Source organism: Paenibacillus sp. FSL K6-1558 (assembly GCF_038002565.1).
GTDB lineage: Bacteria > Bacillota > Bacilli > Paenibacillales > Paenibacillaceae > Paenibacillus > Paenibacillus polysaccharolyticus.
The window spans coordinates 541,552-561,837 of record NZ_JBBOCV010000001.1 but is presented as its reverse complement, the minus strand read 5'-3'; the positions used below and the strand labels follow the sequence as shown (position 1 = coordinate 561,837).

Here is a 20,286-nt window from a genome sequence, read left to right as displayed (position 1 = left end):
CTATAGTTACAGGGTAATAATGATTGGCCCTTTTTTGGACAGAATGATCGTATGTTCAATCTGAGCTACATGACTGTTTTTGGTAGCAAACGTCCATCCATCCCCTTTTTGATAAACTTCTTCTTCAGATGTAGAAATAAAGGGTTCAAACGCGATGACCATGCCTTCTTTCAGCAACTCATCATCTGACGTGTCATTATAATTATAGATATGATCCGGCGCTTCGTGAATGGCACGGCCAACCCCATGTCCTGTCAGGTTACGAATAACAGTTAACCCATTCTGCCGGGCAGTTAGAAAAACAGCTTTGCCAATACCGCTCTTTTTAGAGCCAGGATTCGCTTTTTTCAGACCTGCTTCAAAAGCGAGTTTGGCTACCTCACAGATTTTCGTTAACACTTCTTCTCCCTGGCCGACAACAAAGGAGATACCTGTATCTGCGAAATATTCGTTTTTGGAGCCGGAAACATCGATGTTGACGATATCGCCTTCTTGGATTACCCGATCCCCTGGAATCCCGTGAGCGACTTCTTCATTGACACTAATACACGTAAAACCAGGAAAGTCATATTCACTTTTGGGTGCGGAAATGGCGCCCTCTTTCTCAAACAGCTCTCCAGCTAAATCATCCAGTTCTTTGGTCGTTACACCCGGAACCGTCCGCTCAACCAACGTATCGCGGATGGAAGCAACGATCCTTCCAATTTCTTTTAAACCATTAAAATCCTCTTCCGTTTTTGCAATCATATGCGCGTACCTCACGTTCCTTCTTCTTTGTAAACAGAAAGTTTCATCTCATTGCAACATAAATTGCTACAGTTTGCAACATTTTTAGGATTCGATGTACTCGCACAAAGAAAAAACTCAACTATTTGACATCTATGTCTTTGATTACGTGCTGGCCTTTACCTCTCTTACGTGTACAAAAAAGAGGTGAACCGAAGTTCACCCCAGGTATATAGCGTTAATAATCATGTTACGTTACACGAAGGATTTCGCTCTCGCTAATTTAATTTAACGGACTAAGCTAAAACCATTATTGCTGTTTATACACCCGAACATAATCCACCTGCATGGTTGCAGGAATATCTGAAGCATCCGGAATGCGGCCACCATCGAAATTACCGCCGATCGCCAAGTTCATGATTAAATAGAACGGTTCATCAAATGGAGCATTAGGGTTGTTCGGTGCAGCTGCAGACGACCACTGCTGATTGGTAACTTTATAGAAGAATTTTCCGTCCACGTACCATTTGATGTTGTCCGGTTCCCAAACTACAGAATATACGTGATAATCGTTAGCAATAGTTTGTCCTGCGGGGAAGTGATACTCTCCACCTGCATACTGATTGGCAGGCCATTGCCCGCCAAAGTGAATCGTCCCACTGCTTGTTCCAGGCAGACGGCCTCTTGCCTCCATCACGTCAATTTCGCCTGATGCAGCCCATGTGCCATATACCGAATCTTGCGGTAGCATCCAGAGTGCAGGCCATACGCCATCTCCTGTAGGCAGCTTGGCACGGAAATCGACACGACCGTACTTCAAGGATAACTTGTCTTTGGTATTCACCTTACCGGAAGCATATTTAGCAAAACGATTCGGGTCTTGAGGGAATGATTGATTACTATGTGTTGCACGGATATTTAATTTTCCATCCTGAACAAAAATATTTTGCGGACTGGTAGTGTAGTGCTGCAGCTCCGCATTGCCCCACCCCCAGGTTCCCGGATCATCATTGAGATAATACCCTGTTTCTATATTCCATTTGCTTGTATCCAGCGCAGAACCACTGAACTCATCCTGCCAAATCAGATTCATGCCTTCAATCGCCGGATTGTTCGGTGTACCGATAGAGATGTCTTCTTGGTCCGAACCATCGGGACGTGGGGCATCCGGGTTGCCAATGAGTGTATAATTCACATAGTTGCTGCCCACGTTTCCACCGGGTTGTCCATTAAGCGGATAGCCGATTCGAATTTGCATATTTTCCTGAATAGGTCGGAACCATAGACCATAGATATGATCGGCCCAGTATCCCCACTGATTGGCATCGGAAATCGGATTGTAGCCATTGCCGGAATACGTAAATTTACTTTGACCACTATTACTTAAGTCTACCCATTGACCATTGATATTGATTTGGTATACAAAATTTTGTAATTCCTTCGCAATAGGTGCGCTCCCGCCAATCTTGGGCAGCGGAATACCTATGGAACCGCTTTCATCTGCTGTGAAAGTTGTCCCTTCATAGGCAGTAACTACGAATGAATTACGCACAGGTTCATTGAATGTAATGGTGTAAATAATATTCACAGCCGATGTTTTGGACTGCAGCTTGACGTGAATAGACTCGGTTACGTTAAACCAATATCCTCCTCCACCCTCAGTGAATTGGCCGAAGTTCTGATCGTAAATCCAGCCGCTGGCTGCGTTATTGTCAATATCAATCCACGTGTTGCTCTGCACCGGTTTCACATACACCTTGAGATCCTGAGCGACGGCTTCATAGGTGACTGATGGATTATTGTTAAAGGTTGGATACGTAAAGCCGGCGCCTCCGGTGCTGCTGGCAATGATGTCAGGCCCCTGTGTAGGGCTCATTGCTGAGATCGTTGTTTCGTTAATGTTTTGAAAGACCAGTCGATAATCAAGCTTTATTCCGTTCGCTCTGGAATACAATTGAACATCGGTGGTTGAGGAGAGAGAGAACCAATATCCATGAAAGCCGGCGTCAGTCCAGTGTCCCCAGTTTTGGTTGTACGTAAAGCCTTCCGCCTGATCAATATCCACCCACTCGCTTCCTACCTTGACATTAACACCTAAATCCCCGTTCACTTCGCTCCATGCAGCAGAACCCCCATTAAACTTAGGCATCACGAACCCGAAACTGGCCTTGCCAACCCCGGATTTGGATATGACAGGTCCGTCAGCAGATGAAAAGTACTCCATGGACGTAATCGTCTTCCCGGCAGCCCGAGCCGTTGAGCCGGGCCCAAGTAAAACACTGGCCAGCATGATGAATACGAGCATCACACCCATCCTTCTGTACACCAATTGCCTCTCCCTGCAAGCAGCCGATTTCATTCATTCTCCTCCTTCAAATCATTTTTCCAATCCGTTATCAATAAGGAAAAAGATTACAGATCAGATAACTCTATTCTACCGAAAAGAAGAATGTGCTGAAAGATATATTTATATTTGTTTTAGCCTGTCAATTCATTGTATAAATGAAAAGAGATGATTCCTTTTTCTTTGTAAACAGAAAGGTTCATCTCATTGCAACATAAATTGCTACACTTTGCGACATTTTGCGTTGAAAAAGCAACCAGAAGCCTTAATCTATAAGACAAATCTTTTGATTAATGAAAAAAGCACTGTTGTCTAAAAGACGAAACAGTGCTTCTCATTAACATATGTTGTATGGGATTTATATGTTTTCCCCGTGACTTGCAATACATTCCTTGTACCAGTAAAAAGAGTCTTTCCGTACCCTTTTCAGAGAACCGTTTCCCTCATCGTCTTTGTCGACGTAGATCAAACCATATCTCTTTTTCATCTCTCCCGTACCGGCACTTACAAGGTCAATGCATCCCCATGGCGTATACCCGATCACTTCGACTCCGTCTTCCAAAATGGCCTTTTTCATCTCTCTTACATGTTGTCTCAGGTAATCAATTCGATATGGATCATGTACAGCTCCATCCGCTTCCAACACATCGATGGCACCCAGCCCATTCTCCACTATAAACAAGGGGATCTGATACTTATCGTACAGCCAGTTTAATGTAATCCGAAGACCTACCGGATCAATTTGCCATCCCCATTCGCTGGCTGGCAAGAGAGGATTTTTATAACCGCTGATTTCATTGCCCTCGCTCTTGTCCTGATCCGTTGGATCAGCCATCACGACTGAACTAGAGTAATAACTGAAACCGATAAAATCTACCGTTCCTTCTTTCAGGATCAATTCATCCCCCGGAGCAGATTCGATTTCCAATTGATGTTGCTCCAAGAATCGAAAATATGACCGCGGATATGTTCCTCTGACATGTACATCAAGAAAATAATAAGCTTGCTGAAGTTTCTTGACATGGGCGAGTACATCATTAGGGTCGCAAGTTGCTGCATAAGACGTTGGATGAAGAAACATGCCGCCAATGATAAAGTCCGGGTTGATCTTTTTACCGAGTTTGACTGCCTTGGCACTAGCGACCAGCATGTGATGTGCAGCCTGATACATGGTCTGCAGTTTGTTTTCTCCTTCAAACCATTGAATTCCTCCTGGCTTCCAGGGCTTGCGTACAATCATATTGATTTCATTAAACGTCATCCAGTACTTGACCTTTGTTTGAAATCTCATATAGATTGCTTCGCAGTAGTTTAAATAAAAGTCAATCAGCTTTCGATCACGCCATCCTCCATATTCCGTCACCAGATGATAGGGCATTTCAAAATGGGATATGGTGACTACCGGCTCAATTCCATATGCCAAACAGGTATCAAACAAGTCATCATAGAACTGCAGGCCTTCTTCATTCGGCTGCGTCTCATCCCCGTTTGGAAATATTCTTGTCCAAGCAATACTGGTTCGAAAGCATTTAAAACCCATCTCATGAAACAATTGAATGTCTTCCTTGTATCTCGTATAAAAATCACTAGCCTCGTGACTAGGGTAATATACATTTTCCTCTATACCTTCTGTAATCCTCCGCTCAACTCCATGCGCTGCTGCTGACATTACGTCAGCGACACTTATGCCTTTGCCGCCTTTGTTCCAGCTGCCTTCAACTTGATTGGCAGCGACAGCGCCTCCCCATAGGAAGTGTTCAGATAATTTATCCATGATCTCATCACCTCTAAGCATGAATGCGCAGCAATGCCTCATTTTGGGCAATTCGATCTTCTTTAGCGACCTGCTCTACACTCTGATATTCAAACGTATTTGAAATAATAATGGGTACTACTGTATCAAATCCTTCTGCACGAATAGCTTTATGGTCATATTCAATTAACAAATCACCTTGTTTAATAATCTGATCCTGTTGCACATGAGCAGTAAAATGTTTACCTTTCAACTTGACCGTATTAATGCCCACGTGAACAAGCATCTCTACACCTTCGTTCGACAGCAGTCCAATGGCATGTTTAGTCGGGAACAACGAGACGACCTTTCCGTCAAATGGCGCGTATACTTTGCCATCGATGGATTCGACTGCCGCGCCGCTACCTAAAGCAAAGATAGGATCGTCAATCTCTTTTATGTTCTTAACTGTGCCGTTAATAGGAGATCCGATGATTAACGTTCCTGAAGGCCGAATTACACGATCAATTCCTTTATTTGCAGATGTGGATGCTGACGATTCAGAAGTTGCCGCTGTTGGACTAGCCGTTCCAGCACTCACCATTCCATTACTAGCGTTAACTGTTGCTGGAGCTGGAATGTCCTCTTCAATCCCCCAGATTAAAACGGCAACCAAAGCAAGCGTTATACTTATGACAACACCAATGATAATGTGAATGTAGCTATCGGCAATATACGTTGGCAACGCAAGAATTCCGGGTAGAATCAAGGCTGTCGCTCCGCCGCCCCAGAAATTGATATAAGCTGCTCCAATCCCTCCGGCAAGCATTGCACATATAAATGGTCGCTTGTATTTCAGATTGAATCCGAAAATAGCCGGTTCCGTAATTCCAAACATGGCTGTTACACCACTGGACAAAGCACTCGATTTACTCGCTTTATGTTTTAGCAGGAGGAATACACCAAGACATGCTCCAGCCTGAGCCAGATTGCCTGTCAGGTTGGCAGGTGAAATGACCGAGTAACCATATTCTGCAATAAGCTGGCTGTTAATCGGTGTAATCGCGTAATGCATGCCAAATATGATCAAAAGCGGCCTGAATGTTCCGAACAAAAAGGCACCAATCACACCATTAACGGTATAGAGATACGTTACAATTTGAGCAACCCCGCTACCGAAATAGGTTCCGATCGGCCCGAATACAATCAATCCAAGTGGAACCATGATAAATAACACAATCATCGGTACAAACAGGATTTTAAACATATCGGGTATACGCTTATTTACAAAGCGATGTACGTAGCTCATAACCCATACGGAAATAATAATCGGAATAATCGTTGACTTATAGTTCACGAGCAACAACGGAAGTCCGAAAAAGCTTAAGCTGGTGACGCCGGTTTCTGCTACTTTTGCAGCTCCTTCCATGATCGTCGGATACATGTAAGCGCCGGCAAGAGCGACAGCTAAATACTCGTTTGTTTTAAACTTCTTAGCTGCACTGACTGCTAGAAAGAAGGGGAAAAAATAGAAAATTAGATCGCTGATCAGGTTAAAGGTTTGATATGCGCCGCTTGTTGTTTCGAGAAGATTCATTGTCGTCAGGATCGCAAGCACAGACTTGACCATACCGCATCCAATTAACACAGGAATGACGGGCCCGAATATACCTGCAACCGTTTCTACGACTCGGGATAATACATTCTTTTTTTGCTGCACTGCTTTTACTTCGATGTCCTGATTATCCAAGTCAAGCTTTTCACTGACTGCGTCAAAAACGCTTTTTACTTTTGCTCCAATAATGATCTGCAGCTGACCGCTGTTAAACTGAGCTCGCAGGACACCTTCCAGTCGATCAAGCGCTTTCAAGTTAACTTGAGTCTCGTCTTTGACGTTGAATCTCAGTCTGGTTGCACAATGCGTGGCATACGTAATATTATCCTGTCCAATGTTGGCGATGATTTCCTTAGCCAATTCCTCTGTTTTCATATAATTCCCCCGCCCTCTTAGCTGTCTTTACTTGCCTCCGGCAAAGTTGTATAACATCTTTTCACGCAAGTCAGATGTATCTTTGCCGAAAATCTCTGCAATTTTGTATGCAAACGGATAAGGCGTTGCAGGCCCTTGGCTTGTAACCAGGTTTTGGTCTGCTACGACAACTTCATCCTTGAAGATGCCACCAATCAATTTTTCTGCATACCCCACATAACCTGTTACCTGCTTCCCCTGAATGACCTTGGCATCGGACAGAACTACCGTGCCGGAACACATCGCGCCAATGTACTTGTCGTTATCATTGAAGTATTGCACTATATGAATGACATCGGGATTCTCCTTCAGATTTTGCCCACCTGGACGGCCTCCCGGCAGAACGATCATGTCATATTGCTTTACCTCTTCGCCAAATGCTTTATCTGCTTTAACAAAGATTCCGTGCATTCCCTTCACCAGCGGGTCTCCAAAATAAAAAGTGTCACAAGTCAAACCTGCTCTTCTCAAAATATCAACAATCGTCAGTGTTTCACCCTCTTCATAACCTTCCGCCATCAATACGGCTACCTTTTTTGTCATTGTAGTTCCTCCTATTCAGCATCAAATGCATTGAAATATACCATACGATTCTTTACAGCCATACTATCTCCACCTAAAGCATCCACCAACGCATAAGCAAAAGCGTAAGACGTTGCAGGGCCACGACTTGTTATCAGGTTTCCATCTTGAACCACAATGTCTTCTTTAAACGTACCGCTCGTTTGAATCTTCTGATCATAACCTACATAGGCAGTAAATTTTTTGTTTTCCAAAACACCCGCTTTAGCCAGTGCAAGTGGAGCCGCACACATAGCCGCTACATATTTGCCAGATTGGTTCATTTCCTGAATTAGCTGGATCACACGTTCATCATCACGAAGATTGGCAGCTCCTGGCATGCCCCCAGGAAGTACGATCATATCGTAATTTGCAACATCGTTACTGATGAGAGCATCTGCTTTCACTTCGATATCGTGACTGCCGCGCACCATTTCTCCTGCTGTACTAATCATGTGACAATCGATATGGGCTCTTCTTAAAATATCAACAATCGTCAGCGTTTCACTTTCTTCAAATCCTTCTGCTAAAAGAACTGCAACTTTACTCACGCACATAACCTCCTATTTATTTTATTCAGTGCAAGCAATTGCTTATTGCTCACGCTTACAACGCTATAGGTGCCGCGATACATTCATAATTTAACATACATATCCGCAACCCTAAAGCACATTTAGACTGCTTGTATGTAACTATTAGTTGCAGTATGATGATCCTAACCTTGTTGGTATATGTCATCCGTTAATCAAAGTCACAGAGAGGAAACACAGGAGGTCAGTATGCTGAATAACTATAAATACTTTTTGGTTCTATCCGAGGAGTTAAACATTTCCAATGCAGCTAAACGGCTATACATTTCCCATCAGTCCCTAAGCAAATATCTGAAAAGCCTGGAAGAAAAACACGGGGTTGCGTTTTTTGAACGAAAACCCAAAATTGCTCTGACACCTGCAGGGAGAATTATGCAAAACACGCTTCGCCAAATTGAATTGCTGGATCAAAATATGGAGAACCAACTCACCGATCTGAAAGAGGATAAGTCAGGCACTATTCATTTTGGCATTACCGAAGGGCGTTATCCGATTATCGTACCGAAGCTATTAAAAGAATTTCGCACTTTACACCCTAAGGTTCAGCTTGAAATTCATCGTACAACTTCCCCGCAAATGCAGGAGATGGTGTTAAACAATTCACTGGATCTCTTTCTCTCGGGTGTAGATAATATCGTGACACAAAATGTAAAGTATGAAACGATTCTGCATGAACAAATGTACATGGTGATTTCAGACAATCTGCTTAAGCTTTATTTCCCGGATCAGTATCCCGAGTGTATCGAAACCTTTAATCAAGGTGCGGATCTGAGTCTGTTTCAACATGTTCCATTTGTGCTTAACAAGAAAAACTTCAATTCTCGTATTTTACTCGATAAACATCTAGCTGAACGTAATATTTCCTTATATTGCATTAACGAATTAACTCAACCAGACATTCATCACCTTCTATGTGCGGAGGATTATGCTGCCAGTTTTTCGTTAACGATGTACCTTTCAGGAATACAGGCGTTGAATGAGTCCGGGCATACCAACTCTCCGCTTCATGTATTTCCGATCGCTGATTTTGCCCATCTCCACCCACTCGCATTGATTTATCACAGAAACAAAATCTTTCCTTCATACGTTGAGGATCTGAAAAGAATAATCAAGCATTATTGCAACCCTTCAGTGCATCAAATCGAGTAGCGGATGAAGCGATATTGCCCTTCAAGCCATCTTGTGCATACAAAAGTTGAGTGATTGCAGTTAACTTGTGCTGGAGTTCATCAGCGTGCCAACTATATATTTTTGTTATGTAAACTTCTCATACATTCGTGGATGGAAGTCAAAATAACGAGGTGAATTGTTGTGAAAACGATGATTGTTGAACTGGCCGATTATGTAACTCGCCTTCAATATGAGGATCTCTCCGAGAGGGCGATTGAGGTCGGTAAACAAGTGATACTGGACTCTTACGGTAATATGATATTTGGCCGATACTCGGAAGCAAGTGAACGCATCCTGAAATATGCGACTCTTGCAGACTCGGTTATTAAAAATGAAGAATTGGTTTCACTACTTGGTGAACGGAATGTTCGCACGAGTACAGACCATGCAGTCTTTATCCATACGATGATGGCGCGCTGTGCAGATCTTGATGATGGGTATCGTCATGCGATGGGTCATCCCGGTTCTGTGCTTGTTCCACTTCTACTAAGTATGGCCCAATTACACCGAAACGATGGGAAACAGATGATTACAGCTATTGTTTCAGCATATGACGTATATGCGAGGTTAGGTGAAGCTATTAATCCATTTATGTATCGGGAAAGAGGTTTTGATGCTACCGGGGTGTGCGGAGCTGTCGCAGCTGCGGCTTTGGTATGCAAATTAACCAATGCGGATACCATGCAGACCAAAGATGCCATGGGGATTGCATCTCTTTTCACAGGAGGTTTGATTGAATACCAGAATGATGGAACATCGGGGAAAATTTTGTGCAGTGGCTGGGCCGCATTGACCGGATTAAGAGCCGTGAGACTGGCATCCTGTGGTTTTACGGGGCCTGATGCAGCATTAGAAGGAAGATATGGATTTTTTCAGGCCTTCAAAGGTACAAGCGGGCATTGTGATACAAGTGATGTATTAAATGGGCTGGGAATCGATTTTAAAGTAACGAGTATTTATTTTAAACGCCATGCCTGTCAGCGCGGTTTACACGCTACACTTGACGCCATGCTGGAACTTCGTGAAGATTATCATTTAACGCCTTCGGAGATTAAGTCTGTTGAGGTGAAAACATCTTCCTTTGTATACCGACTAACGAATCCAAAACCCAAGACAGCCATCGGAGCACAGGCCAGCACGCAATTCACTTCAGCCGTGGCTCTTAAATATGGCCGTATGGATTCGGAGGAATTAATATTCGATAGCTTCACTGATCCGGAAGTACATGAACTGGTTGAAAAAATTACGGTAACCCTGGATGATGACGTACAGCAATATCTGGCTGAACATCCGACCCACTTTTGCGCTGCTCATGTTGTTATAACAACTTATGATTCTCATGTGCATGAACGTTGGATGCCCGTACCTTTAGGAGATATTGAAACACCATTTGGCTGGAACATGCTTGAACAGAAATTTAATCGCTTGCTTGCGGGCACACCTTTTGATCACACCCACAAAGAACGATTTGAGATGATTCAATATATGGAGAACCTGGCCGATGTCGATAAGCTGCTTTGTTTATAAACGATTTGATTAACGAATACTTGAATAGGATCTTAACCCGAACAAAATAGTACAAGAAAAGGGGCTGTCCCATAAGTCATAATTATGGCTGGGACAGCCCCTGCTCTATTCAAGTTATAGTCCATTGTTCGCAATCAAATTTTGGTACCAGAAGAAACTTTCCTTCCGTCTTCGCTCCAGGGTGCCGTTTCCGTCATTATCTTGGTCGACATGGATTAAACCGTAGCGTTTTTCCATTTCGGAAGAGGAATAGCTGATCAGATCGATGATTCCCCAGACGGTATACCCCATGATCTCAACACCATCCAGCAGAGCCTCATGCATTTGTTCGATATGAGAACGCAGGTATTCAATGCGATAAGGATCGCTGATTGTACCGTTATCTTCAATCGTATCGTAAGCACCAATGCCATTCTCTACGATAAACAGAGGTACCTGATAACGGCTGTACAGATTGTTAAGCGCGAGTCTCAGACCAATCGGATCGATCTGCCATCCCCAATCACTGACAGGAAGGTAAGGGTTCTTCACGCCGCCCATCGTATTGCCGCTAACCGTTTCCAGGCCTTCGCTATCTGCACTTGCAACAAAGGAGTTATAGTAACTGAATGATATGAAGTCAGCCGTAAACTTTTTTAGCAACTCACTGTCGCCTTCAGTTTTTTCAATAATGATTCCCTGCTCTCTAAAATATCTCTCGATGTAACCTGGGTAAGCGCCACGCACCTGCACATCGGTAAAAAACAGATTAAATTGATTGTTCTTGTGTGCTGCCAGTACATCCAGCGGATTACATGTGTGAGGATAGTGCAACAGGCTTGTCAGCATGCATCCAATTTGAGCATCAGGAATAATCTCATGACATAGCTTAACCGCATACGCACTTGCAATAAATTGATGATGCAACGATTGGTAGACCGCCTGCTCAACATTCTCGAAACGATCCGGAACAATGCCACCGTTGGTAAACGGATGACGAACTATACCATCAATTTCATTAAAAGTGATCCAATATTTTACTTTATCTTTATAACGGTTGAATACTGTTGTGCTGAAGCGTACAAAGAAATCAACAACCTCTCTGGATGTCCATCCACCGTAATGATCGACCAGATACATCGGCATCTCATAGTGAGACAAGGTAACCAGAGGTTCGATGCCATTTTTAATCATCTCATCAAAAAGGCGATCGTAGAACAGCAAACCTTCCTCGTTTGCATTTGTTTCATTTCCATTTGGGAAAATTCGAGTCCACGCAATGGACGTACGTAATGTTTTGATGCCCATCTCACCCATTAAAGCAAGATCCTCTGGATAACGATGATAGAAATCGATTCCTCTGCGTTTTGGATAATTCACGGTAGATTGATCCTGAAGCGCTCTCGCGAGTTGCTCCGAGCTCACAGCATTTTGTTTTTTATAGTCACCTTTACTTATGTTTTTCTTATTCATAGCCGTATCAGCGGTAGAGATGCCTTTCCCTGCTGCATTCCAGGCTCCCTCAGCCTGATTCGCTGCAATTGCTCCGCCCCATAAAAATCCTTCGGGAAATGTTCTGATGGTCGTCATATCATAATCCTCCTGTTAATGCGCTCTGTCCATCACACGGCTAATGTGAATGATGAGATACAATCTCTCTTCGTTGGACATAAATCGTTCAAATTTCGCGCCAATATAATTATTGATCTTGGAAACACAATTGCTTTCCTCTGGATATTTACTCGAAATTCGTTCTAGCAATTCATCATCCTTGGATTCGAGCATGGTATTCTCCAATAATCGCTGAACAAAAAACTGCAGATGAGTCAAAAAGCGTGAATAATTAATGCTTGATGTATCCAGCTCGATTCCATAATGAATGCGAATAATGTTAAGAATATCTTTAACGGTAGTAGTCATCATCATGACCTGACTCATGTTCTGTTCCGTTTGCTGAGCGTTGACCAGATGGAAGGCGATGTTAGCTGCTTCCTCTTCCGGCAGATCCAATCCAAGCTTATCTTTAATAAACTTTAAAGCCTGCTTCCCAATTAGGAATTCTTGCGGGTAAAACTTCTGCACTTCCCATAACATTCGATTTTGTATCGTAATATTCGATTTGAATCGCTTGGCAGCCATATGGAGGTGGTCTGTTAACGAAAAATAGAGATTTTCACTCAGATCACGCGATAATACTTGTTTCGCATAGGATATGATTTCGTCTGCCAAAATTAAATACTCTTCCGGCGTCTCTCTCATCAGTGCAGTCATATCCGAGGACATTCCTTCATTCTCAACGATATATACTTTTTCAATTTCATTTTCGTTAATCATGTCCCCGGGCCTGCTTCTGAACCCGATTCCTTTGCCCATGGCAATAACCTCTTTATTGTCATTACGCTTGGCCAAAACAATACTTGTATTGAGAACCTTAACTACTCTCATATCCATGCTCCTCTATGTTCAGGGTGAATTTCACCCCATAATATTACAAAATGGTTATAAGTGGTGTCTCAGGTCCTATTTTTTCAGATTGCTCATGTCCAAGGATTTCAAGATAGTCACCACTGTTTGTTACAATGATCGGTGTTGTTGTATCAAAGCCTGCTTTTATAATGGCTTCCATATCGAAATCAATCAGAAGTTGACCGTGTTTCACGATATCTCCCTCCTGAACAACAACATTGAAATGCTGTCCTTTTAATTTAACGGTATCAATGCCGACGTGAATCAGAAGTTCAATGCCTTCTACTGATTTCAAACCGATCGAGTGTTTGGTGCGAAACACGGTTTGCACAGTGCCATCAAATGGAGCTACGACTTGACCTTTGGAAGGTTTAATCGCCATACCTTTCCCCATCGCTTCTTGGGAGAACGCTTCATCGTTCACTGCTTTTAACGGAATTGCCTCGCCCTCAAGCGGGGAGAAAACAACCAAACGCGATTGCAATTTCTCTTTCTTCGGAGCTGGTGAAGTTGTTTCTACTTGAGCGACTTCTCTTGATGAAGCTTGTGCATGATCTTCTGCTCCTGGATCATTAAAACCGATGAAATAAACGGCAATTGGAGTAACAACGATAGAAATAGCCGCTGTAATCAGCGCGTAGGTGAAGTTATTTTCAGCCCCGATAAACATAGGTAACGATGCAAGACCCGGCCCTACTGCTGCATAAGCCTTCAAGTTAACAATACCAGCGAACAGTCCCGCTGAGCCCGCTCCAATCATACAAGCTACCAATGTTCGTTTCAGACGTAAATGTACCCCGTACAAAGCTGGTTCGGTAATACCGAACAATCCGGATATACCTGCTGGCAATGCAACCTGCTTCAATTTCTTGTCTTTTGCCAAGAACCAGACCGCCAGTGCTCCAGCGCCTTGTGCCATGTTAGAAGATAGCATCGCACTATGGATCAATGTTTCATAGCCTGGTGAAACCATGGCTGCGAAAATAACGGGATAAAACACTTTGTGCATGCCGAACATCACGATAAACGGAAGGAATACGGCCAAAATCACAACCGTTAACCAACCGATTTTACCTTGAATCCAGAATAAACCGTCAGACAAACCTACACCCAAATAGTTACCGATGGGTCCCAAAACAGTGAGAGCCAGTGGTGCCATGACAAGTATGACAATTAAAGGTTTCAGGAAGATTTTCACTGGACCAGGGGATACCTTATCCGCAAATTTCTCAACATACGACATGAGCCATACGGTCAGAATGATGGGTAAAACGCTGGACGCATAACTGATATTAGGTACAGGAACACCAGCGATTTCCACGGGTACTTCTCCGCCAAGTAATGTGATCATTTTAGGATGCAGTAAAACCCCCGCCAGTGTAGCTGCAATATATGGATTGGTTTTGAATTTCTGTGCACTTGAGTATGCGAGCAATACAGGCAGGAAGTAAAAAGCTGCATCAGCGATATTAAGCAATAAGGCGTAAATCTGACTTTCTTTAGATAGAATACCGAGCGATGTGCACAATAAAAGCAAAGCTTTAAACATACCCGCCGCTGCGATTGCTGGAATGATCGGCTGGAAAATCCCCGTAATCAATCCGGCAAAACTTTCAAACAAACCTTTAAAACTCATATCTCTTTTCTTGTTTGGCTCCGGTTTTTCATCTGTGTTTATCGTGATCATTTGTTTAAGTTCATTATATACATAGCTTACATCATTACCGATAATAACTTGATATTGTCCTCCGCTATATACTGCGCCCATAACTCCGTCCATGGATTTAATTTCTTCGGTCTTTGCTTGATTTGGATCTTTCAGATTCATTCTTAATCGGGTAGAGCAATGGAGAAAATCATTGATATTTTCTTGTCCGCCTACTTTATCAAGGATAGCCTTAGCGGTTTCTTTATAATTCATGTAAACACCTCACCCTGAAATTGTGCATAAAAAAAGGCCTAAATTGGGCGGGTATAATAAATATACAAACCACCCAATTTAGGCCTTGCCTGCCGAACAGTAACACGCCAAATTGAATCATATATGATGTTGTTTAAAGCAAATATAAACGTTTACATCGATAATGTAGCATGGATTTCGACAAAAAGCAACACTTTATACACAAAGAATCTTATTACATTTATGAATTACCTTAAGGTGTAATGGGCATCTTAACCAGATGATAGATGTACGCGACGGGGGTTGTAAACAATGCAACACATCAATGATTGGTTGAAACAGATCGCACACAATTACTTCTTGGTTGTTATCGCAGCTGTGCTCTTTTTTGCGATCAAAGCGGTGATTGGCTGGTATACGTACAGGCACTATGATCAAAAATTAAAAGCACTTACGGATAAAGTGAATCTTCTCCTTGAACAGAAAAAATCGGATTAATTGGCGAGAGTTCGTTTAGATATCACAGTTTAATTTGGAGGGAAAAGATATGCTGGGCAATTGGATCGTTGGTATGGTCATCCCCCTTCTGATAGGTGCTTGGATTTTACGGCGGAACTATAGACTCGTTTTGATTTATTTTCCGCTTGGTGTGGCCGTATCTACTTGTATCAATAGTGTTGGGTTTAATTATTTCTGGAATATATTACCCCATACTCGCAATGAGGCATATGCCGCCCTTCCGATGGATCTTGGTATATATCCAATCACAGGCTGCATCATGATGTATATGATTTTGGTCAAACACACCAGACCTTGGCCGAGTATCTTTGTAACTGCTCTCTTGTTAACATTGATCGAGTGGACTGCAAAGTTGATGGGTCATGTTGAGTATTTTAACGGATGGAATATTTTCTGGACATACTGGTCCTATTTCCTGCCTTTTGTGCTTGCCTATGGTTACAGTAAGCTGATAAAAATCATGATTAGAGACGATATCGTTAAGCGGATCGAACGTTAAAGGGCTCTGGTGCAGGCATAGCATGAAGCACAGCAAAAGAGAACGGGTTACGTTTCTGGGCATATGTGCATATCTTAACTCATCATTGTTATGGAGGTATTCGTATGTACACAACGTATCCTTATTTTTATCGAAAACCATTTACTCCGGTATGGGCAACATCAACAGCTGAAGCGCTCGGACTCATTCAATCTGCTGTTCAGGGCGAACGAAATGATGAAATGTCTTATGATGCTCTCATTCGTATGGCTCCGGATACGTACCAAGCCGCGATTATTACAAGCATTCGCGATGATGAGCGCGGTCACAATCAGATGTTCAGAGAGATGTACAAAGACCTCACAGGTCATGAGATCACAGGTGTAAGCAGTGAATCTCCGGAAAACGTTACATCGTATCTGGGTGGTTTACAGAAGGCATTTCAGGGCGAGCTTGCCGCGGTGGAGAAGTACAGAAGAATATGGTTTGGTCTCCCCTACGGTATTTACAAAGACACGGTATGGGGCATTATCCTCGACGAACAAAAACATGCGGATAAGTATAACAATCTGATTATGTACAATATGCCTAAATGATTGCTAGATAAGATCATTCGGATTGACGCGGGCATGTTAAAAAAGTGAACGAACCTTAAATACTTAACAACATCAAAAAACCAGTAAACATCATCGTTTACTGGTTTTTGCTTTTTCAAGGCCCTTTTACATTTTTTATTTTTTTTATAAATATTACATGTATTCTTTGACCGCTTCCTGCTCTGGCTCCGGCTCGACGTGAACGTGTACCGTATACACATCATGCTCTTCCAGCAGCTCATTCTCCACATCGGTACAAATATCATGTGCTTGTTGCAGATCCAAATCTCCTCGAACCGTGATGACCACGTCAACTACGGCGTTGCTGCCGTAATTACGTGCTCGTACATCTTTAACCGTCTCTACACCATCAATTCCGGCAATGGTCTCCCGGTATTCTTGAATCAACTCTACATCAAATCCATCGGTAAGATGGTGCGTAGCTTCTCTGAAAATATCCCAGGCCGTTTTGCAGATCAGCAAACCGACGATAATCGCCGTTACAGGGTCAAGCCAAGGAAGGCCGAACTGAGAACCTACGATCCCGACGACGGCACCGATACTCACCCAAGCATCGGAGATGTTATCCCGTGCGGCAGCCATAACAGCCTGACTTTTGATACGTGTGGCCAGTCTTTTATTGTATCGATAGACCAAAACCATAATAATTGCACAGAAAATGCCTGTATACGCAGCAATGAGATCAGGAGATTCGTGCTTGCCCTCGAATACGGAACCGAAGGCTTCGAATAATACTTGCAATCCCACAGCCATCATGATGAATGAGGCCACAAGAGACGCCACTGTTTCTGCCCGCCAGTGCCCATATGTATGATCTTTATCGGCCGGACGCTGGGCGAACCTTAAACCAATCAGTACGGCGATGGACGCGACAATATCCGTTGCGTTATTCAAGCCGTCTGCTTTGAGTGCTTCAGAGCCAGCAATTGTGCCAATCACCAGCTTTATTGCGGTCAAACATATATAAGCGATGATACTGATGATCGCCCCACGTTCCCCGAGTTTTAAGTTATCGTATCTTACTTGATCCACATTTCGTTCCTCCTGCAATCTTCAACTGTCGTAACACTTGTATGATGGTATCATTGAACATTTGTGTGGGTCTAGAGAAACGTTTTAAGTGTAAGCAAACATAGTCTGAGTGCCGCAAGAGTTTAATGGGAATCCAAAAAAGTTGCGTAAGGAAAACTTGTACTCCGCCTGAATCTTTATGTATAAATCTGGAGATATGTAACGTCAAAAACACTACATACATTAAATACGCTACAATCTTTTATCAACTCATAACGACATAAAAACCTGCCCAACTCTTGGGCAGGTTCGAAAAGTAAATCTTATGATACGGCTCTATAAATCAAAGAAGTACATCGATTACACTTTTAGTCCAGCAGGCTGAAGATATGAATGCTCTCGACCTTGGCATCCTTAATATGGAATGACATGACATCTACATAGTTCGATGGCTCGTAACGGAAGTCGTCTTCCTCGTCAGGTGCCCCATCTCCTACCAGCTTTCCTTCAGGATAAGCTTTTTTAAGTGTGTCTAGGCTATCCCCTGCTTTAATGTTTCGAACTGTTGTATACTTGGGATCGGTAATTTTGATATCAAAGATCGAGTCTTGTTTTCCTTCAGGTACACTGATCGTTTTAATCTCCATACCAGGATACGTGTATACTTTTTCCGTAAATCCGATTAAATTATCCATATTGGTTCCATCCCCAGCAGTGTACGTATGGGATTTGAAATTGTCTGGTTTGCCCAGCATCTGTTCCATCTGCTCTTCATTCGCTGTATCCGAAATCGCAATGGTGTGCTCATTATGAACAAAAGCAAGCTCCTTCAGCACCACATTGCCTTCTTTCTTCACTGAGCCTTCCTTCACTGCCTCAGAGCCCTGTCCTTCAGTACCTTCGGAATCCGGTTTTTTTGAATCGGATGTTCCTTCACCTTTACTTTGTCCATTCGACGTATTTTGCTCAGCAGAATTCTGTCCGGTTGTTGGTGACTTCGCATCAGTGGACTGACAGCCCGTCAGAGCTACCGTTAGTAAAGCACTTAGCAGGATAAAGCTCGCAGATTTCTTTGTTAATTTCATCATAATCCCTCCATAAATGTGTGATTTGTTCTTATGAAGTCATTATAAAAAAAGCATTTGTTAGTCTTATAACAGAAATGTATCAGTCTTGTAACGGTATTTATTTGGGCTTCGTTTTAGAAATGTGTTTAGGCACGAGGTAACACAATCGTAATTGTCGTACCTTGTCCTAACTCACTTTCGATGTCGATATATCCATTAAAACGCTCGACGATCTCTTTGCAAATGGACAAACCGAGACCTGAGCCATTCGCTGTGCTTGCATTTTTCGCCCGGTAAAAGCGCTCCTGCACTCGCTCTAGTTCATCACCCGCGATGCCTATGCCTTGGTCACTTATCTTTACAACGACCTCGCTTGACGTATGTTCCATCTCCACATCAATTTGCGAATGACTGCCTGAATATTTGATAGCGTTATCCAACAGGTTGGCGATTGCATGGGACATGAGCATTGGATTGACGCTCGCATAGACTTTTGTCAGACCTTCATCCGCCTGGTCTTCCTCTACTTGTTTAACTGTGATCCTGATCTCTTTATCCTTAGCTTTGGCTTCCATATTTCTGGCGACTTGCTGGATCAGTGCGTTCATTTCCGTCTTTTCGACCTCCAGCTCGCTTGAACCTGTCTTGTCAAATCGGGATAACAACAACAGTTCATTAATCAAACGGGTGAGCCGATCCGATTCCTGCAACAGATGAGCATAGATTTTTTGTAACTCTTCGTTCTCATTCTCTCCTTCGTACAAGTATTGAGAGAAACCACGAATGGCTGCGAGAGGTGTTTTTAATTCGTGAGACACGTTCGAGACAAATTGTTTCTGGTATTGAATGTAATTATGAAGCTGCTGTCCCATGGAGTCGAGTCCATCCGCGAGCATCCCCAGCTCATCCTTGCGGTTCAGATGAACTCGCTTAAATTCCTGTCTGGAGAAACTTTGCGCGGCACCAAGGAGCACCTTAATCGGTTTGGTTGTATTTCGTGCAATCCACAGACTGGCTAACGTAATCAGCACAATGAATCCGCCCGCGCCTGCAAACAGCACATAACGGATTTGATCCATGATTGCATAAAAGTACGAAATGTCCTCTACGAACTCGTACACATAAGCATTTTCGTAAAATTGATTCTGAATGGGAGTCGCAAAATAAAGCAGATGATCATCCGTTACAGTGTAGGCATAGCTACCGCTCAGAGCTTTTTCAATATTTTTCTCGAAAATATGTGGTTTGCCATCATTAATGATGATGCCATCTACAGCCAAGCCCAGTAGCTGCTTGGAGCTGTCATAGATACGCACTTCTTTGCCTGAAGCCTTCAGCTTCTCCAGTGCAAGTCTGACGATTTCCTTCGTCTGCGGCTCCCCTGATGATGATCGATGCTGTGCCAGCACTTCACGGAAGGACAGCTCGGAGAGATCTGCCTTCTCCATCATCTGTTTTTCAATAGTAATGAAGCTGTAGTAATCAATGGCTTTATTAACGGCAAAGATGATGATGCCAAAGGACAATACAGAGAAAAATAAATAGTTCAGCAGTAACCGGGTTGCGTACT

Annotated in this window: 17 protein-coding genes; 5 read left to right on the top strand and 12 right to left on the bottom strand. The window is 43.1% G+C overall.

The window, feature by feature from the left end; genetic code table 11:
* Nucleotides 1-6 precede the first annotated feature (6 nt).
* From map to MHI38_RS02230, 6 genes are all read right to left on the bottom strand, one after another.
* Nucleotides 7-747: a type I methionyl aminopeptidase gene (gene map / locus MHI38_RS02255; protein WP_154888921.1), complete on the bottom strand. Its 741-nt coding sequence runs from the start codon at nucleotides 745-747 to the stop codon at nucleotides 7-9.
* 289 nt (nucleotides 748-1,036) lie between these two features.
* Nucleotides 1,037-3,040, bottom strand: a complete 2,004-nt coding sequence (locus MHI38_RS02250) for a glycoside hydrolase family 16 protein (protein WP_445667222.1) — start codon at nucleotides 3,038-3,040, stop codon at nucleotides 1,037-1,039.
* A gap of 388 nt (nucleotides 3,041-3,428) precedes the next feature.
* Complete coding sequence (locus tag MHI38_RS02245) at nucleotides 3,429-4,844, bottom strand: 6-phospho-beta-glucosidase (protein WP_154888925.1); 1,416 nt, start codon at nucleotides 4,842-4,844, stop codon at nucleotides 3,429-3,431.
* A 13-nt stretch (nucleotides 4,845-4,857) separates the two neighbouring features.
* A complete protein-coding gene (locus MHI38_RS02240; RefSeq protein WP_341180891.1) occupies nucleotides 4,858-6,792 on the bottom strand; it encodes a glucose PTS transporter subunit IIA in 1,935 nt (644 codons plus the stop codon).
* Nucleotides 6,793-6,819: 27 nt separating this feature from the next.
* A complete protein-coding gene (locus MHI38_RS02235; protein WP_341180890.1) occupies nucleotides 6,820-7,374 on the bottom strand; it encodes a DJ-1 family glyoxalase III in 555 nt (184 codons plus the stop codon).
* A gap of 11 nt (nucleotides 7,375-7,385) precedes the next feature.
* A complete protein-coding gene (locus MHI38_RS02230) occupies nucleotides 7,386-7,943 on the bottom strand; it encodes a DJ-1 family glyoxalase III (RefSeq protein WP_154888932.1) in 558 nt (185 codons plus the stop codon).
* Between the two features lie 228 nt (nucleotides 7,944-8,171).
* Here MHI38_RS02230 and MHI38_RS02225 point away from each other — a divergent pair, with 228 nt between their 5' ends.
* Both MHI38_RS02225 and MHI38_RS02220 read left to right on the top strand, forming a co-directional pair.
* Nucleotides 8,172-9,131 (top strand): LysR family transcriptional regulator, encoded by a 960-nt coding sequence (locus MHI38_RS02225; protein WP_186809659.1) that lies wholly within the window; start codon nucleotides 8,172-8,174, stop codon nucleotides 9,129-9,131.
* 171 nt (nucleotides 9,132-9,302) lie between these two features.
* Entirely contained in the window at nucleotides 9,303-10,679 is a 1,377-nt protein-coding gene (locus MHI38_RS02220; protein WP_253500140.1) for an MmgE/PrpD family protein, read from the top strand.
* A 114-nt stretch (nucleotides 10,680-10,793) separates the two neighbouring features.
* Here MHI38_RS02220 and MHI38_RS02215 read toward each other — a convergent pair whose 3' ends face one another.
* The 3 genes from MHI38_RS02215 to MHI38_RS02205 are packed head-to-tail and all read right to left on the bottom strand — an operon-like array spanning nucleotide 10,794 to nucleotide 15,045.
* The gene (locus MHI38_RS02215; protein WP_154888938.1) at nucleotides 10,794-12,248 is read right to left on the bottom strand and encodes a glycoside hydrolase family 1 protein; all 1,455 of its coding nucleotides are present in this window, start codon (nucleotides 12,246-12,248) and stop codon (nucleotides 10,794-10,796) included.
* 15 nt (nucleotides 12,249-12,263) lie between these two features.
* The gene (licT, locus tag MHI38_RS02210) at nucleotides 12,264-13,103 is read right to left on the bottom strand and encodes a BglG family transcription antiterminator LicT (RefSeq protein WP_308721797.1); all 840 of its coding nucleotides are present in this window, start codon (nucleotides 13,101-13,103) and stop codon (nucleotides 12,264-12,266) included.
* Between the two features lie 43 nt (nucleotides 13,104-13,146).
* The gene (locus MHI38_RS02205) at nucleotides 13,147-15,045 is read right to left on the bottom strand and encodes a beta-glucoside-specific PTS transporter subunit IIABC (RefSeq protein ID WP_308721798.1); all 1,899 of its coding nucleotides are present in this window, start codon (nucleotides 15,043-15,045) and stop codon (nucleotides 13,147-13,149) included.
* 291 nt (nucleotides 15,046-15,336) lie between these two features.
* Between MHI38_RS02205 and MHI38_RS02200 the strand changes: the two genes are divergently transcribed.
* The 3 genes from MHI38_RS02200 (at nucleotide 15,337) to MHI38_RS02190 (ending at nucleotide 16,617) form a co-directional block, all read left to right on the top strand.
* Entirely contained in the window at nucleotides 15,337-15,522 is a 186-nt protein-coding gene (locus MHI38_RS02200) for a hypothetical protein (RefSeq protein ID WP_154888945.1), read from the top strand.
* Between the two features lie 49 nt (nucleotides 15,523-15,571).
* Nucleotides 15,572-16,042 carry a hypothetical protein gene (locus MHI38_RS02195; protein ID WP_154888947.1) on the top strand — a complete coding sequence of 157 codons (471 nt, stop codon included), beginning with the start codon at nucleotides 15,572-15,574 and terminating at the stop codon, nucleotides 16,040-16,042.
* A gap of 104 nt (nucleotides 16,043-16,146) precedes the next feature.
* The gene (locus MHI38_RS02190) at nucleotides 16,147-16,617 is read left to right on the top strand and encodes a ferritin-like domain-containing protein (RefSeq protein ID WP_341180889.1); all 471 of its coding nucleotides are present in this window, start codon (nucleotides 16,147-16,149) and stop codon (nucleotides 16,615-16,617) included.
* Nucleotides 16,618-16,770: 153 nt separating this feature from the next.
* Here MHI38_RS02190 and MHI38_RS02185 read toward each other — a convergent pair whose 3' ends face one another.
* The 3 genes from MHI38_RS02185 to MHI38_RS02175 form a co-directional block, all read right to left on the bottom strand.
* Entirely contained in the window at nucleotides 16,771-17,670 is a 900-nt protein-coding gene (locus tag MHI38_RS02185) for a cation diffusion facilitator family transporter (RefSeq protein WP_154888951.1), read from the bottom strand.
* A 347-nt stretch (nucleotides 17,671-18,017) separates the two neighbouring features.
* Nucleotides 18,018-18,734: a hypothetical protein gene (locus tag MHI38_RS02180; protein ID WP_154889530.1), complete on the bottom strand. Its 717-nt coding sequence runs from the start codon at nucleotides 18,732-18,734 to the stop codon at nucleotides 18,018-18,020.
* A 128-nt stretch (nucleotides 18,735-18,862) separates the two neighbouring features.
* The gene (locus MHI38_RS02175) at nucleotides 18,863-20,242 is read right to left on the bottom strand and encodes a sensor histidine kinase (RefSeq protein WP_341180888.1); all 1,380 of its coding nucleotides are present in this window, start codon (nucleotides 20,240-20,242) and stop codon (nucleotides 18,863-18,865) included.
* Between the last annotated feature and the right edge of the window lie 44 nt (nucleotides 20,243-20,286).